This window comes from Kribbella sp. NPDC048928 (assembly GCF_043197975.1).
Lineage (GTDB): Bacteria > Actinomycetota > Actinomycetes > Propionibacteriales > Kribbellaceae > Kribbella.
In genome coordinates this window covers 341,128-361,203 of the sequence record NZ_JBICUC010000010.1, presented here as the reverse complement: position 1 = coordinate 361,203, position 20,076 = coordinate 341,128, and the positions used below count along the sequence as shown (strand labels likewise).

The window sequence follows — 20,076 nt, the reverse complement described above, 5'->3', positions numbered from 1 at the left end:
GAGTCGTGAATCTTGGTAGTGAAATACAGGGCAAACGCAGCCTCGATCCACGACTCGGTGGACCGGGGGCCAGCCGAACGCCACGACTCGGCGCGGTCAGCACCCACACATCGGACACGAGAGCCCCTATTTGCTGTCTCCAGCCCCCGGCCGCTGTCCTCACCCCCGCAAACCGACCAGCCCAACCACGGTCACTCAGCCCAACCGCGACCGACCGCAGCGGACCGAGCGTGCCGTCGGCTACTGCGTGACGCGGTAGACGTCGAAGACGCCCTCCACCGAGCGAACCGCCTTGAGCACGTGCCCCAGGTGGGTCGGGTCGCCCATCTCGAAGGTGAAGCGGGACTTGGCGATCCGGTCGCGGGTGGTGGTCAGCGCCGCGGACAGGATGTTCACGTGGTAGTCCGACAGCACCCGTGTGATGTCCGACAGCAGGCGGGCCCGGTCCAGCGCCTCGACCTGGATCGCGACCAGGAAGACCGACTGGGCGGTCGGCGCCCACTCGACCTCGACGATCCGCTCCGGCTGGGTCTTCAGGTTCTCCACGTTGGCGCAGTCGGCGCGGTGCACCGAGACGCCCGCGCCGCGGGTGATCCAGCCGATGATCTCGTCGCCCGGCACCGGCGTGCAGCAGCGGGCAAGCTTCGAGAGCACGTCGGTCGCGCCCTTGACGATGACACCGGCGTCGCCGCGCGCGGTCCGCTTCCGCCGCTCCTTGCTGGCCGGCAGCCGCATGCCCTCGGCGAGGTCCTCGGCGGCGCCCTCTTCACCACCGTACGTCTCGATCAGACGCCGTACGACGGCCTGGGCGCTGACGTGCTGCTCGCCGACTGCCGCGTACAACCCGGTGACGTCCGGATAGCGCAACGAGTTGGCGACCGCGGTCAGCGTCTCGTGCGACAGCAGCCGCTGCAGCGGCAGGCCCTCCTTGCGGAGCTGCTTGGCGATCGCGTCCTTGCCCTGCTCGATCGCTTCGTCGCGGCGCTCCTTGGAGAACCAGTGCTTGATCTTGTTCCGCGCGCGGGGGCTCTTGACGAACGTCAGCCAGTCGCGGGACGGACCCGCGCCCTGGGCCTTCGAGGTGAAGACCTCGACGACGTCACCGTTCTCCAGGGTGCTCTCCAGGGGCACCAGGCGACCGTTGACGCGGGCACCGATACAGCGGTGCCCGACCTCGGTGTGCACGGCGTACGCGAAGTCGACCGGTGACGACCCGGTCGGCAGCGACATCACGTCGCCGCGCGGGGTGAAGACGTACACCTCGGTGTTGTTGATCTCGAACCGCAGCGAGTCCAGGAACTCCGACGGGTCCGACGTCTCGCGCTGCCAGTCGACGAGCTGCCGCACCCACGGCATGTCGTTCGGACCGCCGATCTCGGCGCTCGGCGTGGCCGGCACGACCGAGGTCGGGTCCTCCTTGTACTTCCAGTGGGCGGCGATGCCGTACTCCGCGCGGCGGTGCATCGAGAACGAGCGGATCTGCAGCTCGACGGGCTTGCCCTGCGGGCCGATGACCGTGGTGTGCAGCGACTGGTACATGTTGAACTTCGGCATCGCGATGTAGTCCTTGAACCGGCCGGGGACCGGGTTCCAGCGCGCGTGCATGATGCCGAGGGCCGCGTAGCAGTCGCGGACCGACTCGACCAGGACCCGGATGCCGACCAGGTCGTAGATGTCGCCGAACTCGCGGCCGCGGACGATCATCTTCTGGTAGATCGAGTAGTAGTGCTTCGGCCGGCCGGTGACGGTGGCCTTCACCTTCGCGGAGCGCAGGTCCTCGTGCACCTGGTCGATCACGGTCGCCAGGTACTCGTCGCGGGACGGCGCGCGCTCGGCGACCAGCCGGACGATCTCGTCGTACACCTTCGGGTGCAGGGTGGAGAACGCGAGGTCCTCGAGCTCCCACTTGATGGTGTTCATACCGAGCCGGTGGGCCAGCGGGGCGTAGATCTCGAGCGTCTCGCGAGCGATCCGCTCCTGCTTCTCCTGGCGCAGTGAGCCGAGCGTCCGCATGTTGTGCAGCCGGTCGGACAGCTTGATCACCAGGACCCGGATGTCCTTGGACATCGCGACGACCATCTTGCGGATGGTCTCGGCCTGCGCGGACTCGCCGTACCGGACCTTGTCCAGTTTGGTGACGCCGTCGACGAGCATCGCGATCTCTTCGTTGAAGTCGCGGGTCAGGTCCTCAACCGTGTACGGCGTGTCCTCGACGGTGTCGTGCAGCAGCGCGGCGCAGAGCGTGGTCGCGGTCATACCGAGCTCGGCGAGGATCGTCGCGACGGCGAGCGGGTGCGTGATGTACGCGTCGCCGCTCTTGCGCATCTGGCCGGTGTGGTACTTCTCCGCGGTCCGGTAGGCGCGCTCGATCATCGCGAGGTCGGCCCTCGGGTGGGTCGCCCGGACCACCCGGAACAGCGGCTCCAGCATCGGGGCCCGGTTCGGGTGCCGGGTGCCGCCCAGACGGGCGAGCCGGGCGCGGACCCGGGCCGGCGCGAGCCGCGGTGGTTGCGGCTGCGGCGCCGGCGGCGACACGGGAGCCGGGCGCACCGGCGACGGCGCGCGCGGGGGCTCCTGCGGTACGGCGTCCGGCACCGCAGATGTCATCGCCGGGTCTTCGCCCACGTTTGTGTCCCTCCGCCGACAGGCCCCCAGTCTAGAGGCCCGCGTCCAACGAGGCAGAACCGCCTGTGGACAACACGCCGGGTCATCGTCCGGCGACGCAGAGTTTGCCCGAATTCAGACCCAAGATCCGCCGGATCCGGGCACCACGACGGAGCTTCAGACGGTCAGCAGGGCGCTGACCTGCTCGTCCTCGAGCCGCTTGCGGCCCGGCAGGAACGACAGTTCCAGCAGCACCGCCGTGCCTACGACCTCGGCCTCGCAGCGCCGGATCAGCCGCAGGCACGCCTCGACGGTGCCACCCGTCGCCAGTACGTCGTCGATGACGAGCACGCGGTCGCCAGGTGTGAACGCGTCCTGGTGCACCTCGATCGTCGCTTCGCCGTACTCCAGCGCGTACGACTCCTCGTACGTCGCGGCCGGCAGCTTGCCCTTCTTGCGGACCGGCACGAAACCGGCGCCGAGCGCGAGCGCGACCGGGGCGGCGAGGATGAACCCGCGCGCCTCGATCCCGACCACCTTGTCGACCACCGGGTTGCCGTCGTCGTCCGTCCCGGCGGCGGCCAGCGCCTCGACCACCTGGCCGAAGCCGGTGTGGTCGGCCAGCAGCGGGGTGATGTCCTTGAACACCACCCCCGGCTGCGGGTAGTCCGGGATGTCGCGGATGCCGTCGGCGAGGACCTGCTCCAGCGACCGCATCACTTACCGCGCTTCGAGCGCGGCTTGCGCGTCGGCTGCGGACGCCCGGCAGCGGTCGCCTTCATCGGCCGCGACGACGGGGTGGGGGCCGAACCGGTCGCCCGGTCCGACTTCCGCGCAGTGTCCTGGACGACGGATCGCGCAGCGGCCCCGGCCGGCGCACCGGCGGTGGCGACCTCGGCCGGTGCCGCGGCCACCTTCGCGGTCTGTGCCTTCTTCGCGGCGACGCGCTTGCTCAGCGCCTGCATGCCCGGCTCGCGCTCCTTGAAGACCGCGAGCAGCGACGGGGCGATGAAGATCGACGAGTACGCACCGATGGCGATACCGACGAACAGCGCCAGCGACAGGTCCTTCAGCGGGCCGGTGCCGAGCACGACCGTACCGACGACCAGGATCGAGCCGACCGGCAGCAGCGCGGTGACCGTGGTGTTGATCGACCGCACCACGGTCTGGTTGACCGCGAGGTTGGTCGCGTCCGAGTACGTGAGCCGGTTCGACCCGGTGATACCGCGGGTGTTCTCGCGGATCTTGTCGTACACGACGACGGTGTCGTACAGCGAGTAGCCGAGAATCGTCAGGACGCCGATCACCGTCGCCGGCGTGACGTCGAAGCCGATCAGCGCATACAGACCGACCGTGATCGTGACGTCGTGGATCAGCGCGATGATGGCCGCCATCGAGGCTTTCGCCTCGCGGAAGTACAGCCAGATGACCGCGAACACCAGGACCAGGAAGACGATCAGCGCCAGGATCGCCTTGTCGGCGATCTGCTGGCCCCAGGAGGCGCCGATCTGCTGCGAAGTGACCTGGTCGGCCGGGATCCCGGCCTGCTTGCCGATCGCGTCCCGGACCCGGCCGATGTCGGCCTGCTGCAACGGCTTGGTCTGGACCCGGACCTTCTCGTTGTTGATCGTGGTGACGACCGGGTCGCCGAGGTCCTTGGCGTTGGTCGCCTTCACCGCGCTGGTGAAGTCGTCCACCGTGCTGTCGGTGACCTTGACCTTCGCCTCGTACTCGACGCCGCCCTTGAACTCGATGCCGAGCGCCAGGCCGCGGGCGAACAGGCCCGCCAGCGAGATGATGACGAGCACCGCGGAGAGGCTGAACCAGAACTTGCGGTGGCCGATGAAGTCGTACGAGACCTCACCACGGTGCAGCTTGGCACCGATCTGTCCGAGCTTCGACATCAGACCTCGCCTCCCACCGGCTTGCGCGTCGACGGCGTCCGGCGCGGCCGCGCCGACGGTTTCGTCTGTCCTGGCAGTCGTTCGACGCCGAGGTGTGCCGGATCCAAGCCGGACAGCTTGTGACCGTGACCGAAGAAGTCGGTCCGGGCGAGCAGCGTGACGACCGGTTTGGTGAACATGAAGACCACGACCAGGTCGATCAGCGTGGTCAGGCCGAGCGTGAACGCGAAGCCCTTCACGCTGCCGATCGCCAGTACGTACAGCACCACGGCGGCGAGCAGCGAGATCGAGTCGGCCGCGATGATCGTGTGCTTGGCGCGGGCCCAGCCGGTCTCCACCGAGGACCGCAGACTGCGGCCCTCGCGGACCTCGTCGCGCAATCGTTCGAAGTAGATGATGAACGAGTCCGCGGTGATACCGACCGCGACGATCAGACCGGCGATCCCGGACAGGGACAGCGTGAATCCGATCGCCTTGCCGAGCAGGATCACCAGCGACCCGGTGAGCAGTCCGGCCGCGAGCAGCGACAGCACGACGACCAGGCCGAGACCGCGGTAGTACAGGAAGCAGAAGATGACGACCAGCGCGAGGCCGATGACACCGGCCCAGATGCCGGCCGAGAGCTGGTCACCACCGAGCTGCGGCGACACGGTCTCCACCGAGGAGACGTCGAACTTGACCGGCAGCGAGCCGTACTTCAGCACGTTCGCCAGGTCGCGGGCCTCGGCCTCGGTGAAGGTACCGGTGATCTGTGCCTGGCCGCCCGGGATCGGGCTGTCCACGGTCGGGGCCGAGACGGTCACGCCGTCCAGCACGATCGCGAACTGGTTGTTGCCCTGGCCGCGCTGCGAGATCGCCGTGGTGGCCTTCAGGAACTTGCTGCCGCCGTCACCGGTGAACTTCAGGTTGACCTGCCACTGCAGGCCGTTCTGCGGGATGGCAGCCGAGGCGTCCGACAGGTCGGTACCGGCCAGGATCGCCGGACCGAGGAGGTACTTGGTCTGGCCGGGCCGGTCGCAGGAGAACAGCGGCTTGGACGGATCGTCCTTCTGCTTGTCCTTGTCCTCGCACTTGAAGGTCGCGAACGCCGCCTGGGTGGCCGCGTCCGGCGTGAACTGCAGTGGGTCGTTGCTCGCCGGCGGAGTCGACGGCGGCGTGCTTGCCTGCGGCGTGGCGCTGGCCTTCGGGGTCGGCGTCGGGGTCGGCGTGGCGGCCTTCCCCAGCACGCTTGTCCAGGCCCGGCCCTTCGGAGTGCTGGACGGCTTCACCGTGGCGCTCGGCGTGACCTTGGCGCTCGGCTTCGGCGTGGTGCTCGGCTTCGGTGTGGTGCCCGGCGTCGTCGGGGCCGGCGTCGGTACGGGCTGCGCAGCGGTCGGCTGCGCGCCGTACACCACCCGGAAGTTGAGCAGCGCGGTCTGACCGACCTGCGACACCAGGGATTCCTTCGTGGCACCGGGGACGGCCACGTTGATGTGGTTCTGCCCGGAGGTGGTGATGTCCGCCTCGGCGACACCGGCGCCGTTGACCCGCTGGCCGATGATGTTCTTCGCCTCGTTCAGCTGGTCGGCGCTCACCTTGCCGCTGCCGTCGAAGGGGCTGGCGGTCAGCGTGATCGTGGTGCCGCCACGCAGGTCCAGACCGAGTTTGGGCTTCCAGGTCTTGGTCAGCGCCATGATCCCGAACAGCAGAACCAGCACCACCAGCAAGGTGATCAGGCTCCGCCCGGGGCGGGATGTCGAAGTCGATGCCACGTCAGTTTCAACCTTCGTACTTCTGGGCGCGCCGTACCGTCACCGCATCGTCACCGGATGCCGAACGCCGCGCCGTAGGCCGTTGGGACGGAAAAATCAGTTCTCGGTGTGCGTCGGCGGCAGCTTCGGCGCGTCCTGCACCTTGCCGTCGGCCTTGGCGCCCGGCGCGTCCGGTACGTCGACCTTCTCCGCCTCCGGCCCGTCCGTGGCATCCGCGTCGTCTGCGGCATCGGTCGCGTCGTCGGTGCCGTCCTCCTCCGGGAGCACCCGCCCGATCGCGCCCTTGACCACCTGCACCAGCACGCCGTCGGAGATCTCGAGCGTCACGTACTCGTCGTCGGTCTCCTCGACGATGCCGACCAGGCCGCTGGTAGTGATCACCTTGCTGCCGGGGGCGAGCGCGGCGACAGTGTCGGCCTGACGCTGGCGCTGCTTCTTCTGCGAGCGGCTCATGAACCAGATCATTCCGACGATCAGGATCAGCGGCAGCAGCAGCGTGATGCCGCCACCCCCGGAGGAGGCCATCGGTACGGCGAGGAGTTGCATCGGGTCTCAGAATCCTTCGTCGGGGGTCGGTTGTAGATCGTGCCCTGCACAAATGCGCAGGTGGCAGCGGAACGACCTGGAGGTCAGGCCACCGGGGAGTCTAACCCTGAGCGTCAACAACTGCCTCATGACGCCGGGTCACGTTTGAGTTACTCACTACTACTCGCTACGCAGTGTCTACGTTCCGGCGCGAGCAGCAGTTCCCAGGGGCCCGGTCTTCAGTTGGAGAAGAACTCCTTCAGTCCTCGTCGGTGTCGAAGAGCGTGTCCGCGAAGGTCGCGCCCTTCGGAACCTTCAGCCCGAGGTGCCGCCAGGCCGCGGGCGTGGCGACGCGGCCGCGCGGCGTCCGGGCCAGGTAGCCCGATCGGACCAGGAAAGGTTCCGCTACTTCCTCCACGGTCTCACGTTCTTCGCCGACCGCAACCGCGAGCGTCGAAAGACCTACCGGTCCGCCCCCGAAACGGCGGCACAGAGCGTCCAGTACCGACCGGTCCAGCCGGTCGAGGCCCATCTTGTCCACTTCGTACAGGTCCAGGGCCGCCTTCGACAGCGCAAGCGTGACGATCCCGTCCGCCCGGACCTCGGCGAAGTCGCGGACGCGGCGCAGCAGCCGGTTCGCGATCCGTGGCGTACCTCTGGAACGGGAGGCGATCTCGGTCGCGCCCTCGGGCGTGATGTCGACCTCCAGCAGCGCGGCCGACCGGTTCACGATCTTCTCCAGCTCGGCGGCGTCGTAGAACTCCAGGTGTCCGGTGAACCCGAAGCGGTCCCGCAACGGGCCCGGCAGCAGGCCGGCCCGGGTGGTCGCGCCGACCAGCGTGAACGGCGGGATCTCCAGCGGGATCGCGGTGGCGCCAGGGCCCTTGCCGACGATCACGTCGACGCGGAAGTCCTCCATCGCCATGTACAGCAGCTCTTCCGCGGGCCGGGACATCCGGTGGATCTCGTCCAGGAACAAGACTTCACCCTCGCCCAGCCCGGACAGGATCGCGGCCAGATCGCCGGCGTGCTGGATGGCCGGGCCACTCGTGACGCGCAGCGGCGCGGACATCTCGCTGGCGATGATCATCGCGAGAGTGGTCTTGCCCAGCCCGGGAGGGCCGGACAGCAGTACGTGATCGGGTGTGCGCTGACGGCCGCGGGCCGCATGCAGTACCAGCTCGAGCTGCTCGCTCACCCGGCGCTGACCGCCGAACTCGGCCAGCGAACGCGGCCGCAGCGCCGACTCGATCTTGCGTTCCTCTAGGTCGACCGCATCGGCGGAGACCAGCGGACGGACGTTGTCATCCATCGCTTACGCCTTCGACAGCACGCGCAACGCGGCACGCAGCAGGTCGGGAACCGACGGGTTCGGGTTGTCGGCGGCGAGCGGCGACACCGCGGTCACGGCGTCCTCGGCATCGCGGGCGGACCAACCCAGGCCGACCAGACCGGCCTGCACCTGCTCGCGCCATGCCTCCTGCGCCTGCAGCGGGCGGCCGGTCACGGTCCTCGACGGGGCACCGATCTTGTCCTTCAACTCCAGGACGATCCGCTGCGCGCCCTTCTTGCCGATCCCCGGAACCTTCACCAGGACGGCGAGGTCCTCGGTCGCGACGGCCTGCCGCAGCTGGTCCGGGCTCAGCACCGCGAGAGCGGCCTGGGCGAGCTTCGGGCCGACGCCCGAGGCGGTCTGCAGCAGCTCGAACAGGTTCCGGGCGTCGTCGTCGGCGAACCCGAACAGCGTCAGGGAGTCCTCGCGAACCACCATGGACGTGGAGATCCGGGCTTCCTGCCCAGGGCGCAGCCCGGCCAGCGTGCCCGGGTCGCAGTACACCAGCAGGCCCACTCCCCCGACCTCGAGCACGGCACTGTCCACCCCGACGGCCGCCACCGGGCCCCGTACGAACGCGATCATCGCTTGCCTTCCTGCGCCGCCACCGCGGCACGCAATCTCGCCACCTGCAACCGCGACTGTGCCTGCGCCAGGGCCTCGAGATTCGCCCGGCCGGTCGCGGCCTGCTGCAACTTGCCTGCCACGCCGCCACGCCACACCTGGCAGATCGCCAGCGCCAGCGCGTCCGCGGCGTCGGCGGGCGTCGGACGCTCGCTGAGCTTGAGGATCCGGGTGACCATCGTGGTCACCTGCTCCTTGTCCGCGCGGCCGAATCCGGTGACCGCGGCCTTCACCTCGCTCGGGGTGTGCAGCGCCACCGGCAGCCCGCGGCGGGCCGCCACCACCATCGCGATGCCCGACGCCTGCGCCGTTCCCATCACCGTACGGACGTTGTGCTGCGCGAACACGCGCTCGACCGCCACCGTGTCCGGCTGGTGCCGCGCGATCCACTCGTCGAGCTCTTCCTCGATCCGCACCAGGCGCTTGGCCACATCCAGATCGGGCGGCGTCCGGATCACCCCGACGGCGACCAGCACCGGCGGCTTCCCCGGTGTCCCCTCGACGACGCCGAGGCCGCACCGGGTCAGTCCCGGGTCGACGCCGAGCACCCGCATGCAACACCTCCGAACGTTTGTTCGACAACCCTAGTCCGCCGCATCCGGAGTGATGAAATCGACGCGCCGGACGTCAGAAGTAGTCGAGCATGTACGGGGTTTGCCCACCGAAGACCGCGTCCAGCGCTGCGTCGGCGGCGCCGGCCCCGCTGATCAGTCCGGCGCCGCGCAGGGCAGCCACCGGCGTGCCGGCGTACAGGCCGGCCAGTCCGCGCGGACCGAGGCGCAGCGCACCGTCCGACGGCTCGGCCTGCGTCAGTTGCGCGGAGCCGTCGGCGATCGACAGGTGCCAGTCGCCGGAGTTCGCCGGCAGCTCGGGATCGTCGATCCGTAGATCGAGGTCGAGCACGGCACCGGCCGGGTAGCCACGCGCCGCGAGCGCGGCCGGGGCATCGACCAGGCGGAGCATCCACCGAACGATCCGCGCGTCGCCCTGCGCCTCGTGCTCGGCAAGCAGATGGATCGGGTCGAACGGCGCGCAGTACGCCTGCACAGTGGTCGCGATCGAGGAACCAGAGCCCACCGTGGCCCACAGCGCCCGCGCGGTCGTCTCGGACCCGGCAACGAGCTCGTCGACGACCAGATCGCCGTCGGACCACCGGTACACGACGAAGCCGTCCTCGGCGACGTACGCGAAGGTGTCCTCGTCCTCGAGCCAGGACAGGATCTCGGTCCGCGGCCAGATCAGCGGGCCGCTCGTGCGCTTGGCGGCGTTCGACGCCGTGGCGAGCTCGAGCAGCCGGTCCACGTCCTCGACGGTCGCCCTGCGGACCGCCGTACCGCTGCCGCCCAGGGTCCGCAGATCGGCCGCCTGTAACGAGAATTTGTACTGCCCGCCGCCGAACTCGTACCCGAGGTGGCGGTAGAGGACGGTCGTCGCGGGATACAACGCCGTCAGCGGGTACCCCTTCTCGACGCACCGCTGCAGCACTCCGCGCATCATCAGGCTGCCGACACCACGGCCGCGGTACTCCGGCGCGACGACGACGCCCGCGACACCGCCCATCGGTACGCTCCGGCCGTTCCACCACTGCTCGAACGGCCAGATCCGCGCGGCCGCGATCAGCTCGTCGCCGTCGACGACCCCGAGGATCCGCCGGTCCGCGATGAACGCCCGCGCGTTCTTCTTCCACTCGTCCCGGTCACCCCCCGGGCCGAACGACCGGATCCGTACCCGCCACACCGAGTCGAGCTGCTCCTCGGTGACGTCCACCACCCGCAGTTCAGTCACCCGCAGACCCTACGTCGAACGACCGGTCTACTTCTTGTCGGTTACCCACAGGTGGATGGTGCCCTCGACGACCACGGTGCCGTCGTCGCGGATCGCCTTGACCTGCACCGGCACCTCGGGACCTGCCGTCCAGCTGTCCGGATCGGTCTCCGCCGAGCAGGTCAGGCCGGACGTCGACTTGGCGAGGTACGCAACCTCCATGCCCTTCGGCAGCCAGCGCTTGCCGGCTGGGATCGTCGCCTCGGCCAGCGCACCCATCGCCGCCTCCAGACCGTTGCACACGGCAATCGCATGCACGGTCCCGATGTGGTTCAGCACCGCCCGCCGCTTCGGCAACCGGAGCGCCGCATAGTTCGGACTCACCTGCACGAACCGCGGCCGGACGGACCGGAAGTACGGCGCCTTCCAGGTGAACCCCCAGGAAAACACCCGCTCCCCACCGGGCACCACCCGCAACCGCTCCCACAACCCCAGCACCTGACTCATACCCCGAATGTTACTCACGAGTCACATCTGCTGTGAAGAGCGTTCGCCCTACCCTGAGGTCGCGGGTGCGATCCGTGCCCAGACGGAGAGACCGGGGAGACCGGAAGGCCGAAGGGATCCACCGATGCACACGAGCTCCGACGGCGCAGACCCGTCGCGACTTCGCCAGCTGAACGAGCGCGCGGTGCTGGCCGCGCTCGGGAAGTCCGGGCACACCAAGGTCGCCGAGATCGTCGAGCGGACCGGGCTGGGCAGGACCGCTGTCGAGAAGGTGCTGCAGAGCCTGATCGAGCGGCGCTGGGTGGTCGAGGAACAGCTGAGCGCCGGAGCGCGCGGACGTCCGGCCCGCACCTACCGGTTCCGCGCCGAGGCAGGGTACATAGGCGGAATCGACATCGGTGCGCACAGCGTCCGGGCCGTGCTCGCCGATCTGTCCGGCCAGGTGATCGCGACCAGCCGCGCGACCGTGACGCCGGCAACTCGCCGGCGCGGGCGGCTGCAGGCCACCGAGTCCGCCTTGTCCAGCTGTCTGGCCGACGCCGAGGTCGACCGGTCGGCGATCTGGGCGCTCGGCGTCGGGACGACCGGCGTGGTGGACCGCGACGGACACGTCAGAAGCTCGCGGGCCATAGCGGACTGGCAAGGCATCGACCTCGCCGCGCATTTCCGCGGCACCGGTACGGCCTCGGTGATCGTCGAGAACGACACTCACCTCGCGGCAGTCGCGGAGCACCGGCGGGGAGCCGCCCGCGACGTACCGGATGTCGTCCTTCTGCAGGCGGGCCGGCGGACCGGCCTGTCGACGATCATCGACGGCACCCTGCGACGCGGCTTCAACGGTGCCGCAGGCAACCTCTCCACCCTGCCGATGGTGCGTTGGGAGGCCGCGATCGAGTACCTGCACGAATGCTCCGCGGTGCCCGACGGCACGCCGATCAGGGATCGCGCCGAGCAGGTCTTCGCCGCGGCGCGCGCGGGCAGCCGGCCGGCGAGGGCGGCCGTTCGCCGGTACGTCGCGGAACTGGCGCTGGCCGCCGCGATCGCGATCGCGGTCGTCGACCCGCAGCTGCTCGTCATCGGGGGCGCGTTCTCGCAGTCGGCGGACGTGATCCTGGAACCGCTGGTGGAAGCCCTCGAACAGGTGGCGGGCAACGTACCCGAACTGCGGGCCTCCACGCTCGGCTCCGACTGCGTCGCTCTCGGCGCAGTCTGCCTCGCCCTGGACGAGCTCGACCAGCTGCTGGCGCCGACCCGCGGGCCGCTCCCGGAGCTGAATGCCCAGTCCACGTTGACGAAATCGCCGCGCCGCTGACATTATGTCTCAAAGAGGCATAAATAGAGCTGCTCGGCTCCGGCGCCTCTTTCGTCGAGAGGTGACCCATGCGCACCAAGATCCTGCCGGCCCTGACCGCACTAGCCCTGCTGATGGCTGCCGGATGCAACGATGCCGCGAGCGGCGACCAGGTCGACCTCACCCTCGCGATCTGGGACGTGTCGATGAAACCGTCCGAGGAACGGATCGTCCAGAACTTCGAGAAGGCGAATCCCGGAGTCACTGTCCAGATCCAGGTGACCCCGTGGGACCAGTACTGGCAGAAGCTCAAGGCCGCCGCGTCCGGCGGTGCGGCTCCGGACGTGATGTGGATGAACGCCCCGAACTTCCAGCTCTACGCCTCGAACGGCGTGCTGCTCCCGCTTTCGAAGAACATCGCGCAGGACAAGGTCGACATGAGTGTCTTCGCGAAGCCGGTCACCGACAGTTTCGTCTTCAAGGGCGAGCAGTACGGGATGCCGCGCGACAACACGACCATCGGGCTCTGGTACAACAAGTCGCTGTTCGACGCGGCCTCGGTGAAGTACCCGAGCGACACCTGGACGTGGGCCGACGCGAAAGCAGCAGCGGCGAAGCTGACGAACAAGGCGACCGGAACGTACGGCATCGCGGCCAACCTGAACAGCCAGTCGAACTTCTACAACACGATCGCGCAGGCAGGCGGCCAGGTGATCTCCTCCGACGGGCGAAGCTCCGGGTACGACAGCCCCGCGGCCGTCGAGGGAATCAAGTACTGGACGGACTTCATCGCGGCCGGGCAGTCGCCCAGTCTGCAGCAGATGACCGACACCGATCCGGTGCAGATGTTCCAGTCCGGCAAGGTGGCGATGCTGTACGGCGGCAACTGGCTCGCCGGTACGTTCGCGAAGGTCGACACCGCCAAGAAGTTCGATGTGGCGGCCCTGCCCGGTGGCAAGGTACGCGCGACGATCTCCACCGGCCTGTCGGAGGCGATCTCCGCCAAGACCAAGCACCCGGACGAGGCATGGAAGCTCGTCAAGTACATGGGGAGCAAGGAGGCGGCCTCGGTCCGGGCCGCGAGCGGCACCGTCATTCCGGCGTACACGAGTGAGGCTCAGGCCTGGGTGTCGTCGGTTCCGCAGTACCACCTGCAGAGCCTGGTGGACGAGATCGCGGTCTCGGTCCCCTACCCGGTCTCGAAGAACACCGACGCCTGGGCATCCCAGGAGCCGCAGATCCTCGGCAAGGCGTGGACGGGTCAGCAGTCCCCGCAGCAGGCTGCGACCGCGATGGCCGCGGCCATGAACACGGCGCTGGCCGCCGAGCAGAGCAAGTGAGCGCCGGCCTCAGGCGGCGGGAACGCTGGTGGGGACTCGCGATGATCGCTCCGATGGGAGTGGGCGTCGCGGTCCTCTACCTCTGGCCGATCCTGCAGACCTTCTACTTCAGCTTCACCGCATGGGGCCCGTTCGGGGGCAGCACGTGGACCGGCCTGACCAACTACACGCAGCTGCTGCACGACCCCGCGGTCTGGACGGCGCTGCGCAACACGATCGCGTACATGTTCCTCACGCTGCTCGGAGTTCCGCCCGCGATGGTGTTCGCGGCCCTGCTGAATCGGCGGGGCCTGCGCGGACGCGGGATGTTCCGGACGCTGTACTACCTGCCCGTTGTCACGATGCCCGCAGCCATCGGGCTGCTGTGGCAGTACCTCTACAACGGTGACTACGGTCTGATCAACCAGGGACTCGGCCGGGTCGGCATCTCCGGACCCGGCTGGCTGACCGATCCACACACGGCGCTGGTCGCGCTCGCCCTGGTCGGGATCTGGTCGCAGTTCGGGTACAACCTGGTCCTGTTCATGGCCGGTCTCCAGAACGTTCCTCGCGAACTGTACGAGGCGGCCGCGCTCGACGGCGCCGGCAGCGTACGGCAATTCCTGCGGGTCACAGTGCCGATGCTGTCGCCGACGACCTTCTTCGTCTCGGTGATCTCGGCGATCGGGTCACTGCAGATGTTCGACCTCGTCTACCTGATGATCCCGCCGGCCAGCCCCGCCGCGGGAGCGACCCGGACCGTCGTGTCGCTGTTCTACGAGACGGCTTTCGTGAAGAGCAACCCGGGCTACGGCGCAGCCATCGCCTTCATGCTGCTGCTGTTCATCGCGGCCCTGACCGGCCTGCAGTTCCGGCTCCAACGACGATGGGTGCACTATGCCTGACCGGGCCCGCTCACGGGCAGGTCAGCTCGGCACCTATCTGGTGCTCGTCCTCGGCGCCTTGCTGGCGATCGTGCCGTTCGTCTGGGAGCTCTCGACCGCGTTCAAGAGCCTGGGCGAGTCGATCCGGGTGCCACCGGTGTGGCTGCCCGCGCATCCGAGTTGGCGGGGCTTCACCATGGTCTTCGACAACGCACCGTTCGCGCGGCAGTTCGCCAACACCGTGGTCATGTCGCTGTGCCGAACCGCAGGGCAACTGCTGCTGTGTTCGCTGGCCGGCTACGCGTTCGCACGGCTGCACTTCCCGGGACGACGGGTCCTGTTCGGGCTGTTCCTGTCGATCCTGATGGTTCCGAGCCAGCTGTTCATCATCCCGCAGTACCGCATCATGCAGGAGCTCGGCTGGCTCAACTCGATGCAGGCGCTCGTCCTCCCGGGGATCTTCAGTGCCTTCGGCACCTTTCTGCTGCGCCAGTACTTCCTGAGTCTGCCCAACGAACTGGGTGAGGCTGCCGAGCTCGACGGGTGCGGTCCGCTGCGAACGTACTGGCACATCTACCTTCCGCTTGCCCGACCCGGCGTGATCGCGCTGGGTGTACTGACCCTGCTCTGGTCCTGGAACGACCTGCTGTGGCCGCTCATCGTCAACACCGACCCGCGTCAGATGACGCTCTCGGCGGGACTGGCCTCTCTGAAGGGCCAGTACCTCACCAACTATCCTGTGCTGATGGCCGGCGCCGTGATGGCGACGCTCCCGATGATTGTGGTGTTCGCGATGCTGCAGCGGCAGGTCGTCGAGGGCGTCGCGTCGGCCGGTACGAAGGGATGACGCGATGACGTCCACACCGGCCGGCTCCGTCGCCGGCCGGCTGGCCACCGGTGCGCCGCTCACCTGGCTCTTCACCGGCGACAGCGTCACGGCGGGCGAACAACACACGTACGGGCACCGTGACTTCAGTCAACTGTTCGAGGAACGGATCCGGTACGAACTCGGCCGGGGCACCGACACCGTGGTCAACACCGCGAAGAGCGGCTGGACGGCGGACGTTCTCGCCCGGATGCTCGACCACGCGGTGCTGCGCTGGAACCCGGATCTTGTGATCGTCGGGCTCGGACTGAACGACTGCCACGACGGTGAGGCCGGTCGCGACCGGTTCCGGATGAGGTACGCCGATGTGGTCGACCGCATCATCGCGGCCGGCGCTCATCCCGTTCTCCAGACTCCGAACGGCGTGCTGCCGTCGAGTCCGGAGGCGCGGACCGGCGCGCTTCCTGGTTACGCCGAGGACATCCGGGCCCTGGCCACTGCACGTGGCTGCACCCTGATCGACCACCAGTTGGTCTGGACACGGGCCGAGCGCGCCACCCAGGCGTGGATCAGCGAAGGCTGCCATCCGAACGGCTACGGGCACATCGTGATGGCGCACACGCTGCTGCGGTCGCTCGGCCTGTTCGATCCTCGCAGTCACCTCGGCCGGCTGCACGTCCCCTACGGTGATCTCGCGGACGGGGCGGGTTTAGACGATTCAATTGGGGCTGACTAGACTGCTCGCGACCTAGTTGGCTGCTGGACGGGGGATGATGGCGACGCCCAGCATCAAGGAGGTTGCGCGGCGGGCCGGGGTTTCGGTGGGGACCGTGAGCAACTTCTTGAACCGGCCGGCGATCGTGGCGCCGGACACGCGGCAGCGGGTGCGGGAGAGCATCGAGGCGCTCGGCTTCGTACGGAACGAGGCGGCCCGGCATCTGCGCGCCGGGCGCAGCCGGACCGTCGGCCTGGTGGTGCTCGACGTCACGAACCCGTTCTTCACCGCCCTTGCCGAGGGCGCCGAGGGGCTCGCGTACGAGCACGACACCGTGGTGATGCTGTGCAACAGCAAGACCGACCCGGTGCGCGAGGGTCATCACCTCGACCAGCTCGAGCAGCAACGCGTGATGGGCGTCCTGATCACCCCGATCGACAGCAACGATCCGCAGCTCACCTCGCTGGTCGAGCGCGGTACGCCGGTGGTCCTCGTCGACCGTACGGCCGACCGCGGCCTGTGCTCGGTGTCGGTCGACGACCAGCTCGGCGGACGGCTCGCCGGGAACCATCTGATCGAGTCCGGGCATCGCCGGATCGCCTTCATCGGTGGGCCTTTCACGATGCAACAGGTTGCCGACCGCAAGCAAGGCATCGCCGCGACCGTCGAGGCGGCGGGCGATGTCGAGCTGCAGTGCCACGAGGTGGACGTGATGGGCGTCATCGAGGGCCGGGCGATCGGTGAGCGGATCGCCGCACTGCCGCCGCGGTCGCGTCCGACCGCCGCGTTCCTCGCCAACGACCTGCTCGCGCTCGGATTCCTGCAGGGCATGGCGGTGGCCGGTCTGCGGGTCCCCCGCGACATGGCGATCGTCGGGTACGACGACATCGACTTCGCGCGCGCGGCTGCCGTACCGCTGTCCTCGGTGCGACAGCCGGCCGAGCTGCTCGGGCGTTCCGCGATGGAGCTGCTGCAGGAAGAGGTCGAATCGGCGGAGCGGCACCAGCACCGGCAGGTGATCTTCCAGCCGGACCTGATCGTCCGCGAGTCCAGCGACCACAAGCGCCGCCACTGATGCCGGTCCTGTACGAGAACGCTCTCGCGACGCCCGACGACCTCGACGCCTTCCGGCTCGAGGGCGACGGCGCTACGTCGTTCCCGCTCGGCCGGCTGCGGCTGGAGAGCGGCCGGCCGGCCGGGGACGGGCAGGACGCGAACGTCGTACTGTGGTGCCCGGAGGACTTCCCGCCGGACATCACCGTCGAGTGGGACTTCTGGCCGATTCGCGAGCCGGGGTTGTGCATCCTGTTCTTCCACGCCAGGGGGCGCGACGGCGAGGACCTGTTCGACCTGCAGCCGCGGACGGGGCCGTACGAGCAGTATCACCACGGCGACCTCGACACGTACCACGTCTCGTACTTCCGCCGGCGGTGGCCGGCCGAGCGCGCCTTCCACACCTGCAACCTGCGCAAGAGCTACGGCTTTCACCTGGTCGCGCGGGGCGCCGATCCGATCCCTGATGTCGCGGACGCGGACGGGCCGTACCACCTTCGGCTGACGGTCCGGGGCGGCGAGATCTCCTTTGCCATCAACGATCTTCGCGCCTTCTCCTGGCGCGACGACCGCCCGCTCGCGGGCGGCAAGCTGGGGCTGCGCCAGATGGCTCCGCTGATCGGCGAGTACGCCAACCTGCGCGTCTCCCAGTCCTGACGCAGCCTTGGCCCAGTCCTGACGCCCGTCCGCCGGGCCGCGTGACCAGTCTCTGACAAACGCTTTCCCAAGCCTTGACATTGAGACGATTCAACCATACGGTCACAACACTTTTTCGCCCGACACAAGGCAGGAACCGGCATGGACACTGGCTGGGCCGTCAAGCTGTACGGCGTTGCGGACGAGGTCCTCTGGACGATCAAGCTGAACGCGCTGTGGATCCTCTTCACGCTGGCCGGCGGCATCGCCCTGGGTATCGGCCCGGCTACGCTCGCGGCCTATTCGCTCACCAGACGCCGGTCATCGGGTGAATCGTTTCATGCTCTACCTGCCTTCCGGACCGCGTTCCGCCAGGAGTTTCGGCGCGGGACGCTGCTTGTCCTGCCCCTGGCCGTGGCCGCCGTACTCCTGGTCGGCAACTATCTGTACTTCGCCGCACTCGGGGCCGCACTCCCCCGGCTGGCCAGCCTGGTCGCGCTGGTCGCGCTCGGGCTGATTGCCGGCTACGCCCTGCCGATGGCCGTGCACTACGACCTCGGTGTCCGTCTGTTGTTGCCCAAGGCATCGCTGCTCGCGCTCGCGCGGCCGGCGTCGTCCCTGGTCCTGCTGTTCGTCGCGGTGTCCATCGCCTATCTGTCGGTCAGGTTCGCCGTGTTCGGCGTCCTGCTCGCCGGTGGTGCCTGGATCCGGCTCGACACCTGGCTCTGCTTGCGCTTCTTCGCCGAGAACGACGCGCGCCTGCACCCGAGTAGTCACTGAAAGGGAACCCATGACCATCATCTCTGCCCGGCGGATCGCCGTGGCCGCAGTCACGACGGCGCTGCTCGCCGCCTCCGCCTGCTCCGGCGGCGGCGACGACAAGGGCAGCGCCGCCACCGGCACCGAACTCACGGCGATGGCGCCGCTGTTCGGCACCGCACCGGATCCGAACGGCGAACTGCAGCAGGCGGTCGAGAAACTGATCGGCAAGAAGCTCAAGATCACCTGGGTGCCGAACGCGGAGTACGGCGACAAGTCGAACGTCACGCTCGCCTCGGACAAGATCCCGGACGTGATGGTGGCGAACGAGAAGAGCCCGTCGTTCGTGAAGGCGGCCGAGGCCGGTGCGTTCTGGGACCTGACCGGCAAGCTCGACAAGTACCCGAACCTGAAGCCGGCCGACGAGCAGACCGCGAGGAACTCGCAGACCAACGGCAAGACGTACGGCATCTACCGGGTCCGGCCGTTGCTGCGCTCGGGCATCGTGATCCGTAAGGACTGGCTCGCGAAGCTCGGCCTGAAGGAGCCCGAGACGGTCCAGGACCTGTACGCGATCGCCAAGGCGTTCACCGAGAAGGACCCGGACGGCAACGGCAAGAAGGACACCTACGGCCTGATCATCCCGAAGTGGCCGGGCAACTACGCCAGCGCGAGCCCGTACGACGTGATCGAGACCTGGTTCGGCGCACCGAACGGGTGGGGTGAGCGCGACGGCAAGCTGGTGCCGGGCTTCGACACCCCGGAGTTCCTGAAGGCCAACGAGTGGCTGCGCGGCTGGGTGAAGGAAGGCCTGGTCAATCCGGACTTCGCCACCTTGGACAGTGCGAACTGGAACGACCCGTTCGTGCAGGGCAAGGGCGGCATGATCATCGACGTCAACGTACGGGCGACGCAGCTCCTCGACCTGTTCAAGGAGAAGAACCCGAAGGACTTCGACAAGGTCACCCTGGTCGGCAACCTCAAAGGCCCGGACGGCCAGAAGCACTCGTACCCGTTCACCGGCTACAACATGGTGATCGCGATCTCCAAGCAGCACGTGCGCACCGACGAACAGCTCGACGACGTCCTGAAGACGCTCGACAAGCTCGAGTCCAAGGAGGGCTCGATCCTGCTCACCAACGGCATCGAGGGCCGCAACTTCAAGGCCGACGGGCAGTACGCCGTGCCGATCAACTCCGACGACCCGAAGGTGAAGGCGATCCAGAACGACGTCGACAAGGGCTTCATCCAGCTCGGGACGCGCGCGTCGGTCGGGCTCGGTGCGTACGCGCTGCGGCCGAACGACGAGGCCAGCCGGAAGATGCGGGAGAAGTTCGACGTGCTGATGAACGAGGACCTGAAGACCGCGGTGTTCAACCCGGCGCTCAGCATCATCGCGCCGACGTCGGTGTCGAAGGGACAGACGCTGGACACGATCGTCCCGGACGCGCGGATCAAGTACCTGTCCGGTGCGATCACCGAGGACCAGCTGAAGGCGCAGATCAAGCGCTGGTACGACAGCGGTGGCACGGACATCGTCAAGGAGGTCAACGACCTGTCCGCCAAGGCCGGCGGCTGAGG

Annotated in this window: 19 protein-coding genes; 9 read left to right on the top strand and 10 right to left on the bottom strand. The window is 68.4% G+C overall.

Going from position 1 to position 20,076, the window contains the following annotated elements; all coding sequences use genetic code 11:
* Positions 1-240 precede the first annotated feature (240 nt).
* The 10 genes from ACGFI6_RS36650 to ACGFI6_RS36605 form a co-directional block, all read right to left on the bottom strand.
* Positions 241-2,607 carry a RelA/SpoT family protein gene (locus tag ACGFI6_RS36650; protein WP_393126987.1) on the bottom strand — a complete coding sequence of 789 codons (2,367 nt, stop codon included), beginning with the start codon at positions 2,605-2,607 and terminating at the stop codon, positions 241-243.
* Between the two features lie 174 nt (positions 2,608-2,781).
* Positions 2,782-3,321 (bottom strand): adenine phosphoribosyltransferase, encoded by a 540-nt coding sequence (locus ACGFI6_RS36645; RefSeq protein WP_393126996.1) that lies wholly within the window; start codon positions 3,319-3,321, stop codon positions 2,782-2,784.
* Positions 3,321-4,508 (bottom strand): protein translocase subunit SecF, encoded by a 1,188-nt coding sequence (secF, locus tag ACGFI6_RS36640; RefSeq protein WP_393126986.1) that lies wholly within the window; start codon positions 4,506-4,508, stop codon positions 3,321-3,323. Before secF ends, ACGFI6_RS36645 begins: the two co-directional genes overlap by 1 nt.
* Positions 4,508-6,259, bottom strand: a complete 1,752-nt coding sequence (gene secD / locus ACGFI6_RS36635) for a protein translocase subunit SecD (protein ID WP_393126984.1) — start codon at positions 6,257-6,259, stop codon at positions 4,508-4,510. Before secD ends, secF begins: the two co-directional genes overlap by 1 nt.
* A gap of 96 nt (positions 6,260-6,355) precedes the next feature.
* Positions 6,356-6,805, bottom strand: a complete 450-nt coding sequence (gene yajC, locus ACGFI6_RS36630; protein WP_393126982.1) for a preprotein translocase subunit YajC — start codon at positions 6,803-6,805, stop codon at positions 6,356-6,358.
* 238 nt (positions 6,806-7,043) lie between these two features.
* Positions 7,044-8,096 (bottom strand): Holliday junction branch migration DNA helicase RuvB, encoded by a 1,053-nt coding sequence (gene ruvB, locus ACGFI6_RS36625; protein WP_393126981.1) that lies wholly within the window; start codon positions 8,094-8,096, stop codon positions 7,044-7,046.
* Positions 8,097-8,099: 3 nt separating this feature from the next.
* The gene (gene ruvA / locus ACGFI6_RS36620) at positions 8,100-8,702 is read right to left on the bottom strand and encodes a Holliday junction branch migration protein RuvA (RefSeq protein ID WP_393126979.1); all 603 of its coding nucleotides are present in this window, start codon (positions 8,700-8,702) and stop codon (positions 8,100-8,102) included.
* Positions 8,699-9,295, bottom strand: a complete 597-nt coding sequence (ruvC, locus tag ACGFI6_RS36615; RefSeq protein WP_393126977.1) for a crossover junction endodeoxyribonuclease RuvC — start codon at positions 9,293-9,295, stop codon at positions 8,699-8,701. Before ruvC ends, ruvA begins: the two co-directional genes overlap by 4 nt.
* Positions 9,296-9,368: 73 nt before the next feature.
* Positions 9,369-10,526 carry an enhanced intracellular survival protein Eis gene (gene eis / locus ACGFI6_RS36610; RefSeq protein ID WP_393126975.1) on the bottom strand — a complete coding sequence of 386 codons (1,158 nt, stop codon included), beginning with the start codon at positions 10,524-10,526 and terminating at the stop codon, positions 9,369-9,371.
* A 27-nt stretch (positions 10,527-10,553) separates the two neighbouring features.
* Positions 10,554-11,012 carry a hotdog fold domain-containing protein gene (locus ACGFI6_RS36605; protein ID WP_393126973.1) on the bottom strand — a complete coding sequence of 153 codons (459 nt, stop codon included), beginning with the start codon at positions 11,010-11,012 and terminating at the stop codon, positions 10,554-10,556.
* A gap of 124 nt (positions 11,013-11,136) precedes the next feature.
* On the opposite strand from ACGFI6_RS36605, the gene ACGFI6_RS36600 reads away from it, so the two are divergent.
* The 9 genes from ACGFI6_RS36600 to ACGFI6_RS36560 all read left to right on the top strand — a co-directional run bounded on the left by ACGFI6_RS36600 (position 11,137) and on the right by ACGFI6_RS36560 (position 20,074).
* Positions 11,137-12,324 carry an ROK family protein gene (locus tag ACGFI6_RS36600; protein ID WP_393126971.1) on the top strand — a complete coding sequence of 396 codons (1,188 nt, stop codon included), beginning with the start codon at positions 11,137-11,139 and terminating at the stop codon, positions 12,322-12,324.
* A gap of 68 nt (positions 12,325-12,392) precedes the next feature.
* Complete coding sequence (locus ACGFI6_RS36595) at positions 12,393-13,643, top strand: ABC transporter substrate-binding protein (protein ID WP_393126969.1); 1,251 nt, start codon at positions 12,393-12,395, stop codon at positions 13,641-13,643.
* 41 nt (positions 13,644-13,684) lie between these two features.
* A complete protein-coding gene (locus ACGFI6_RS36590; RefSeq protein ID WP_393126967.1) occupies positions 13,685-14,527 on the top strand; it encodes a carbohydrate ABC transporter permease in 843 nt (280 codons plus the stop codon).
* Positions 14,520-15,353 (top strand): carbohydrate ABC transporter permease, encoded by an 834-nt coding sequence (locus ACGFI6_RS36585; protein WP_393126965.1) that lies wholly within the window; start codon positions 14,520-14,522, stop codon positions 15,351-15,353. The genes ACGFI6_RS36590 and ACGFI6_RS36585 overlap by 8 nt, the downstream gene beginning before the upstream one ends.
* 4 nt (positions 15,354-15,357) lie before the next feature.
* Complete coding sequence (locus tag ACGFI6_RS36580; protein ID WP_393126963.1) at positions 15,358-16,068, top strand: SGNH/GDSL hydrolase family protein; 711 nt, start codon at positions 15,358-15,360, stop codon at positions 16,066-16,068.
* A gap of 34 nt (positions 16,069-16,102) precedes the next feature.
* The gene (locus ACGFI6_RS36575; RefSeq protein ID WP_393126961.1) at positions 16,103-17,122 is read left to right on the top strand and encodes a LacI family DNA-binding transcriptional regulator; all 1,020 of its coding nucleotides are present in this window, start codon (positions 16,103-16,105) and stop codon (positions 17,120-17,122) included.
* Entirely contained in the window at positions 17,122-17,757 is a 636-nt protein-coding gene (locus ACGFI6_RS36570) for a DUF1961 family protein (protein ID WP_393126959.1), read from the top strand. Before ACGFI6_RS36575 ends, ACGFI6_RS36570 begins: the two co-directional genes overlap by 1 nt.
* Before the next feature lie 141 nt (positions 17,758-17,898).
* Positions 17,899-18,516 carry a YesL family protein gene (locus ACGFI6_RS36565; RefSeq protein ID WP_393126957.1) on the top strand — a complete coding sequence of 206 codons (618 nt, stop codon included), beginning with the start codon at positions 17,899-17,901 and terminating at the stop codon, positions 18,514-18,516.
* Between the two features lie 10 nt (positions 18,517-18,526).
* On the top strand, positions 18,527-20,074 hold the full coding sequence (locus ACGFI6_RS36560; RefSeq protein WP_393126955.1) for an extracellular solute-binding protein: 1,548 nt from the start codon (positions 18,527-18,529) through the stop codon (positions 20,072-20,074).
* Positions 20,075-20,076: the final 2 nt, after the last annotated feature.

What these genes read in the sequence shown, in the direction of transcription:
- ACGFI6_RS36650 (WP_393126987.1), bottom strand. Translation starts at nt 2,607, where the DNA reads ATGACATCTGCGGTGCCGGACGCCGTACCGCAGGAGCCCCCGCGCGCG.
- ACGFI6_RS36645 (WP_393126996.1), bottom strand. Translation starts at nt 3,321, where the DNA reads ATGCGGTCGCTGGAGCAGGTCCTCGCCGACGGCATCCGCGACATCCCG.
- secF (WP_393126986.1), bottom strand. Translation starts at nt 4,508, where the DNA reads ATGTCGAAGCTCGGACAGATCGGTGCCAAGCTGCACCGTGGTGAGGTC.
- yajC (WP_393126982.1), bottom strand. Translation starts at nt 6,805, where the DNA reads ATGCAACTCCTCGCCGTACCGATGGCCTCCTCCGGGGGTGGCGGCATC.
- ruvB (WP_393126981.1), bottom strand. Translation starts at nt 8,096, where the DNA reads ATGGATGACAACGTCCGTCCGCTGGTCTCCGCCGATGCGGTCGACCTA.
- ruvA (WP_393126979.1), bottom strand. Translation starts at nt 8,702, where the DNA reads ATGATCGCGTTCGTACGGGGCCCGGTGGCGGCCGTCGGGGTGGACAGT.
- ruvC (WP_393126977.1), bottom strand. Translation starts at nt 9,295, where the DNA reads ATGCGGGTGCTCGGCGTCGACCCGGGACTGACCCGGTGCGGCCTCGGC.
- ACGFI6_RS36605 (WP_393126973.1), bottom strand. Translation starts at nt 11,012, where the DNA reads ATGAGTCAGGTGCTGGGGTTGTGGGAGCGGTTGCGGGTGGTGCCCGGT.
- ACGFI6_RS36600 (WP_393126971.1), top strand. Translation starts at nt 11,137, where the DNA reads ATGCACACGAGCTCCGACGGCGCAGACCCGTCGCGACTTCGCCAGCTG.
- ACGFI6_RS36595 (WP_393126969.1), top strand. Translation starts at nt 12,393, where the DNA reads ATGCGCACCAAGATCCTGCCGGCCCTGACCGCACTAGCCCTGCTGATG.
- ACGFI6_RS36590 (WP_393126967.1), top strand. Translation starts at nt 13,685, where the DNA reads ATGATCGCTCCGATGGGAGTGGGCGTCGCGGTCCTCTACCTCTGGCCG.
- ACGFI6_RS36585 (WP_393126965.1), top strand. Translation starts at nt 14,520, where the DNA reads ATGCCTGACCGGGCCCGCTCACGGGCAGGTCAGCTCGGCACCTATCTG.
- ACGFI6_RS36580 (WP_393126963.1), top strand. Translation starts at nt 15,358, where the DNA reads ATGACGTCCACACCGGCCGGCTCCGTCGCCGGCCGGCTGGCCACCGGT.
- ACGFI6_RS36575 (WP_393126961.1), top strand. Translation starts at nt 16,103, where the DNA reads ATGATGGCGACGCCCAGCATCAAGGAGGTTGCGCGGCGGGCCGGGGTT.
- ACGFI6_RS36570 (WP_393126959.1), top strand. Translation starts at nt 17,122, where the DNA reads ATGCCGGTCCTGTACGAGAACGCTCTCGCGACGCCCGACGACCTCGAC.
- ACGFI6_RS36565 (WP_393126957.1), top strand. Translation starts at nt 17,899, where the DNA reads ATGGACACTGGCTGGGCCGTCAAGCTGTACGGCGTTGCGGACGAGGTC.
- ACGFI6_RS36560 (WP_393126955.1), top strand. Translation starts at nt 18,527, where the DNA reads ATGACCATCATCTCTGCCCGGCGGATCGCCGTGGCCGCAGTCACGACG.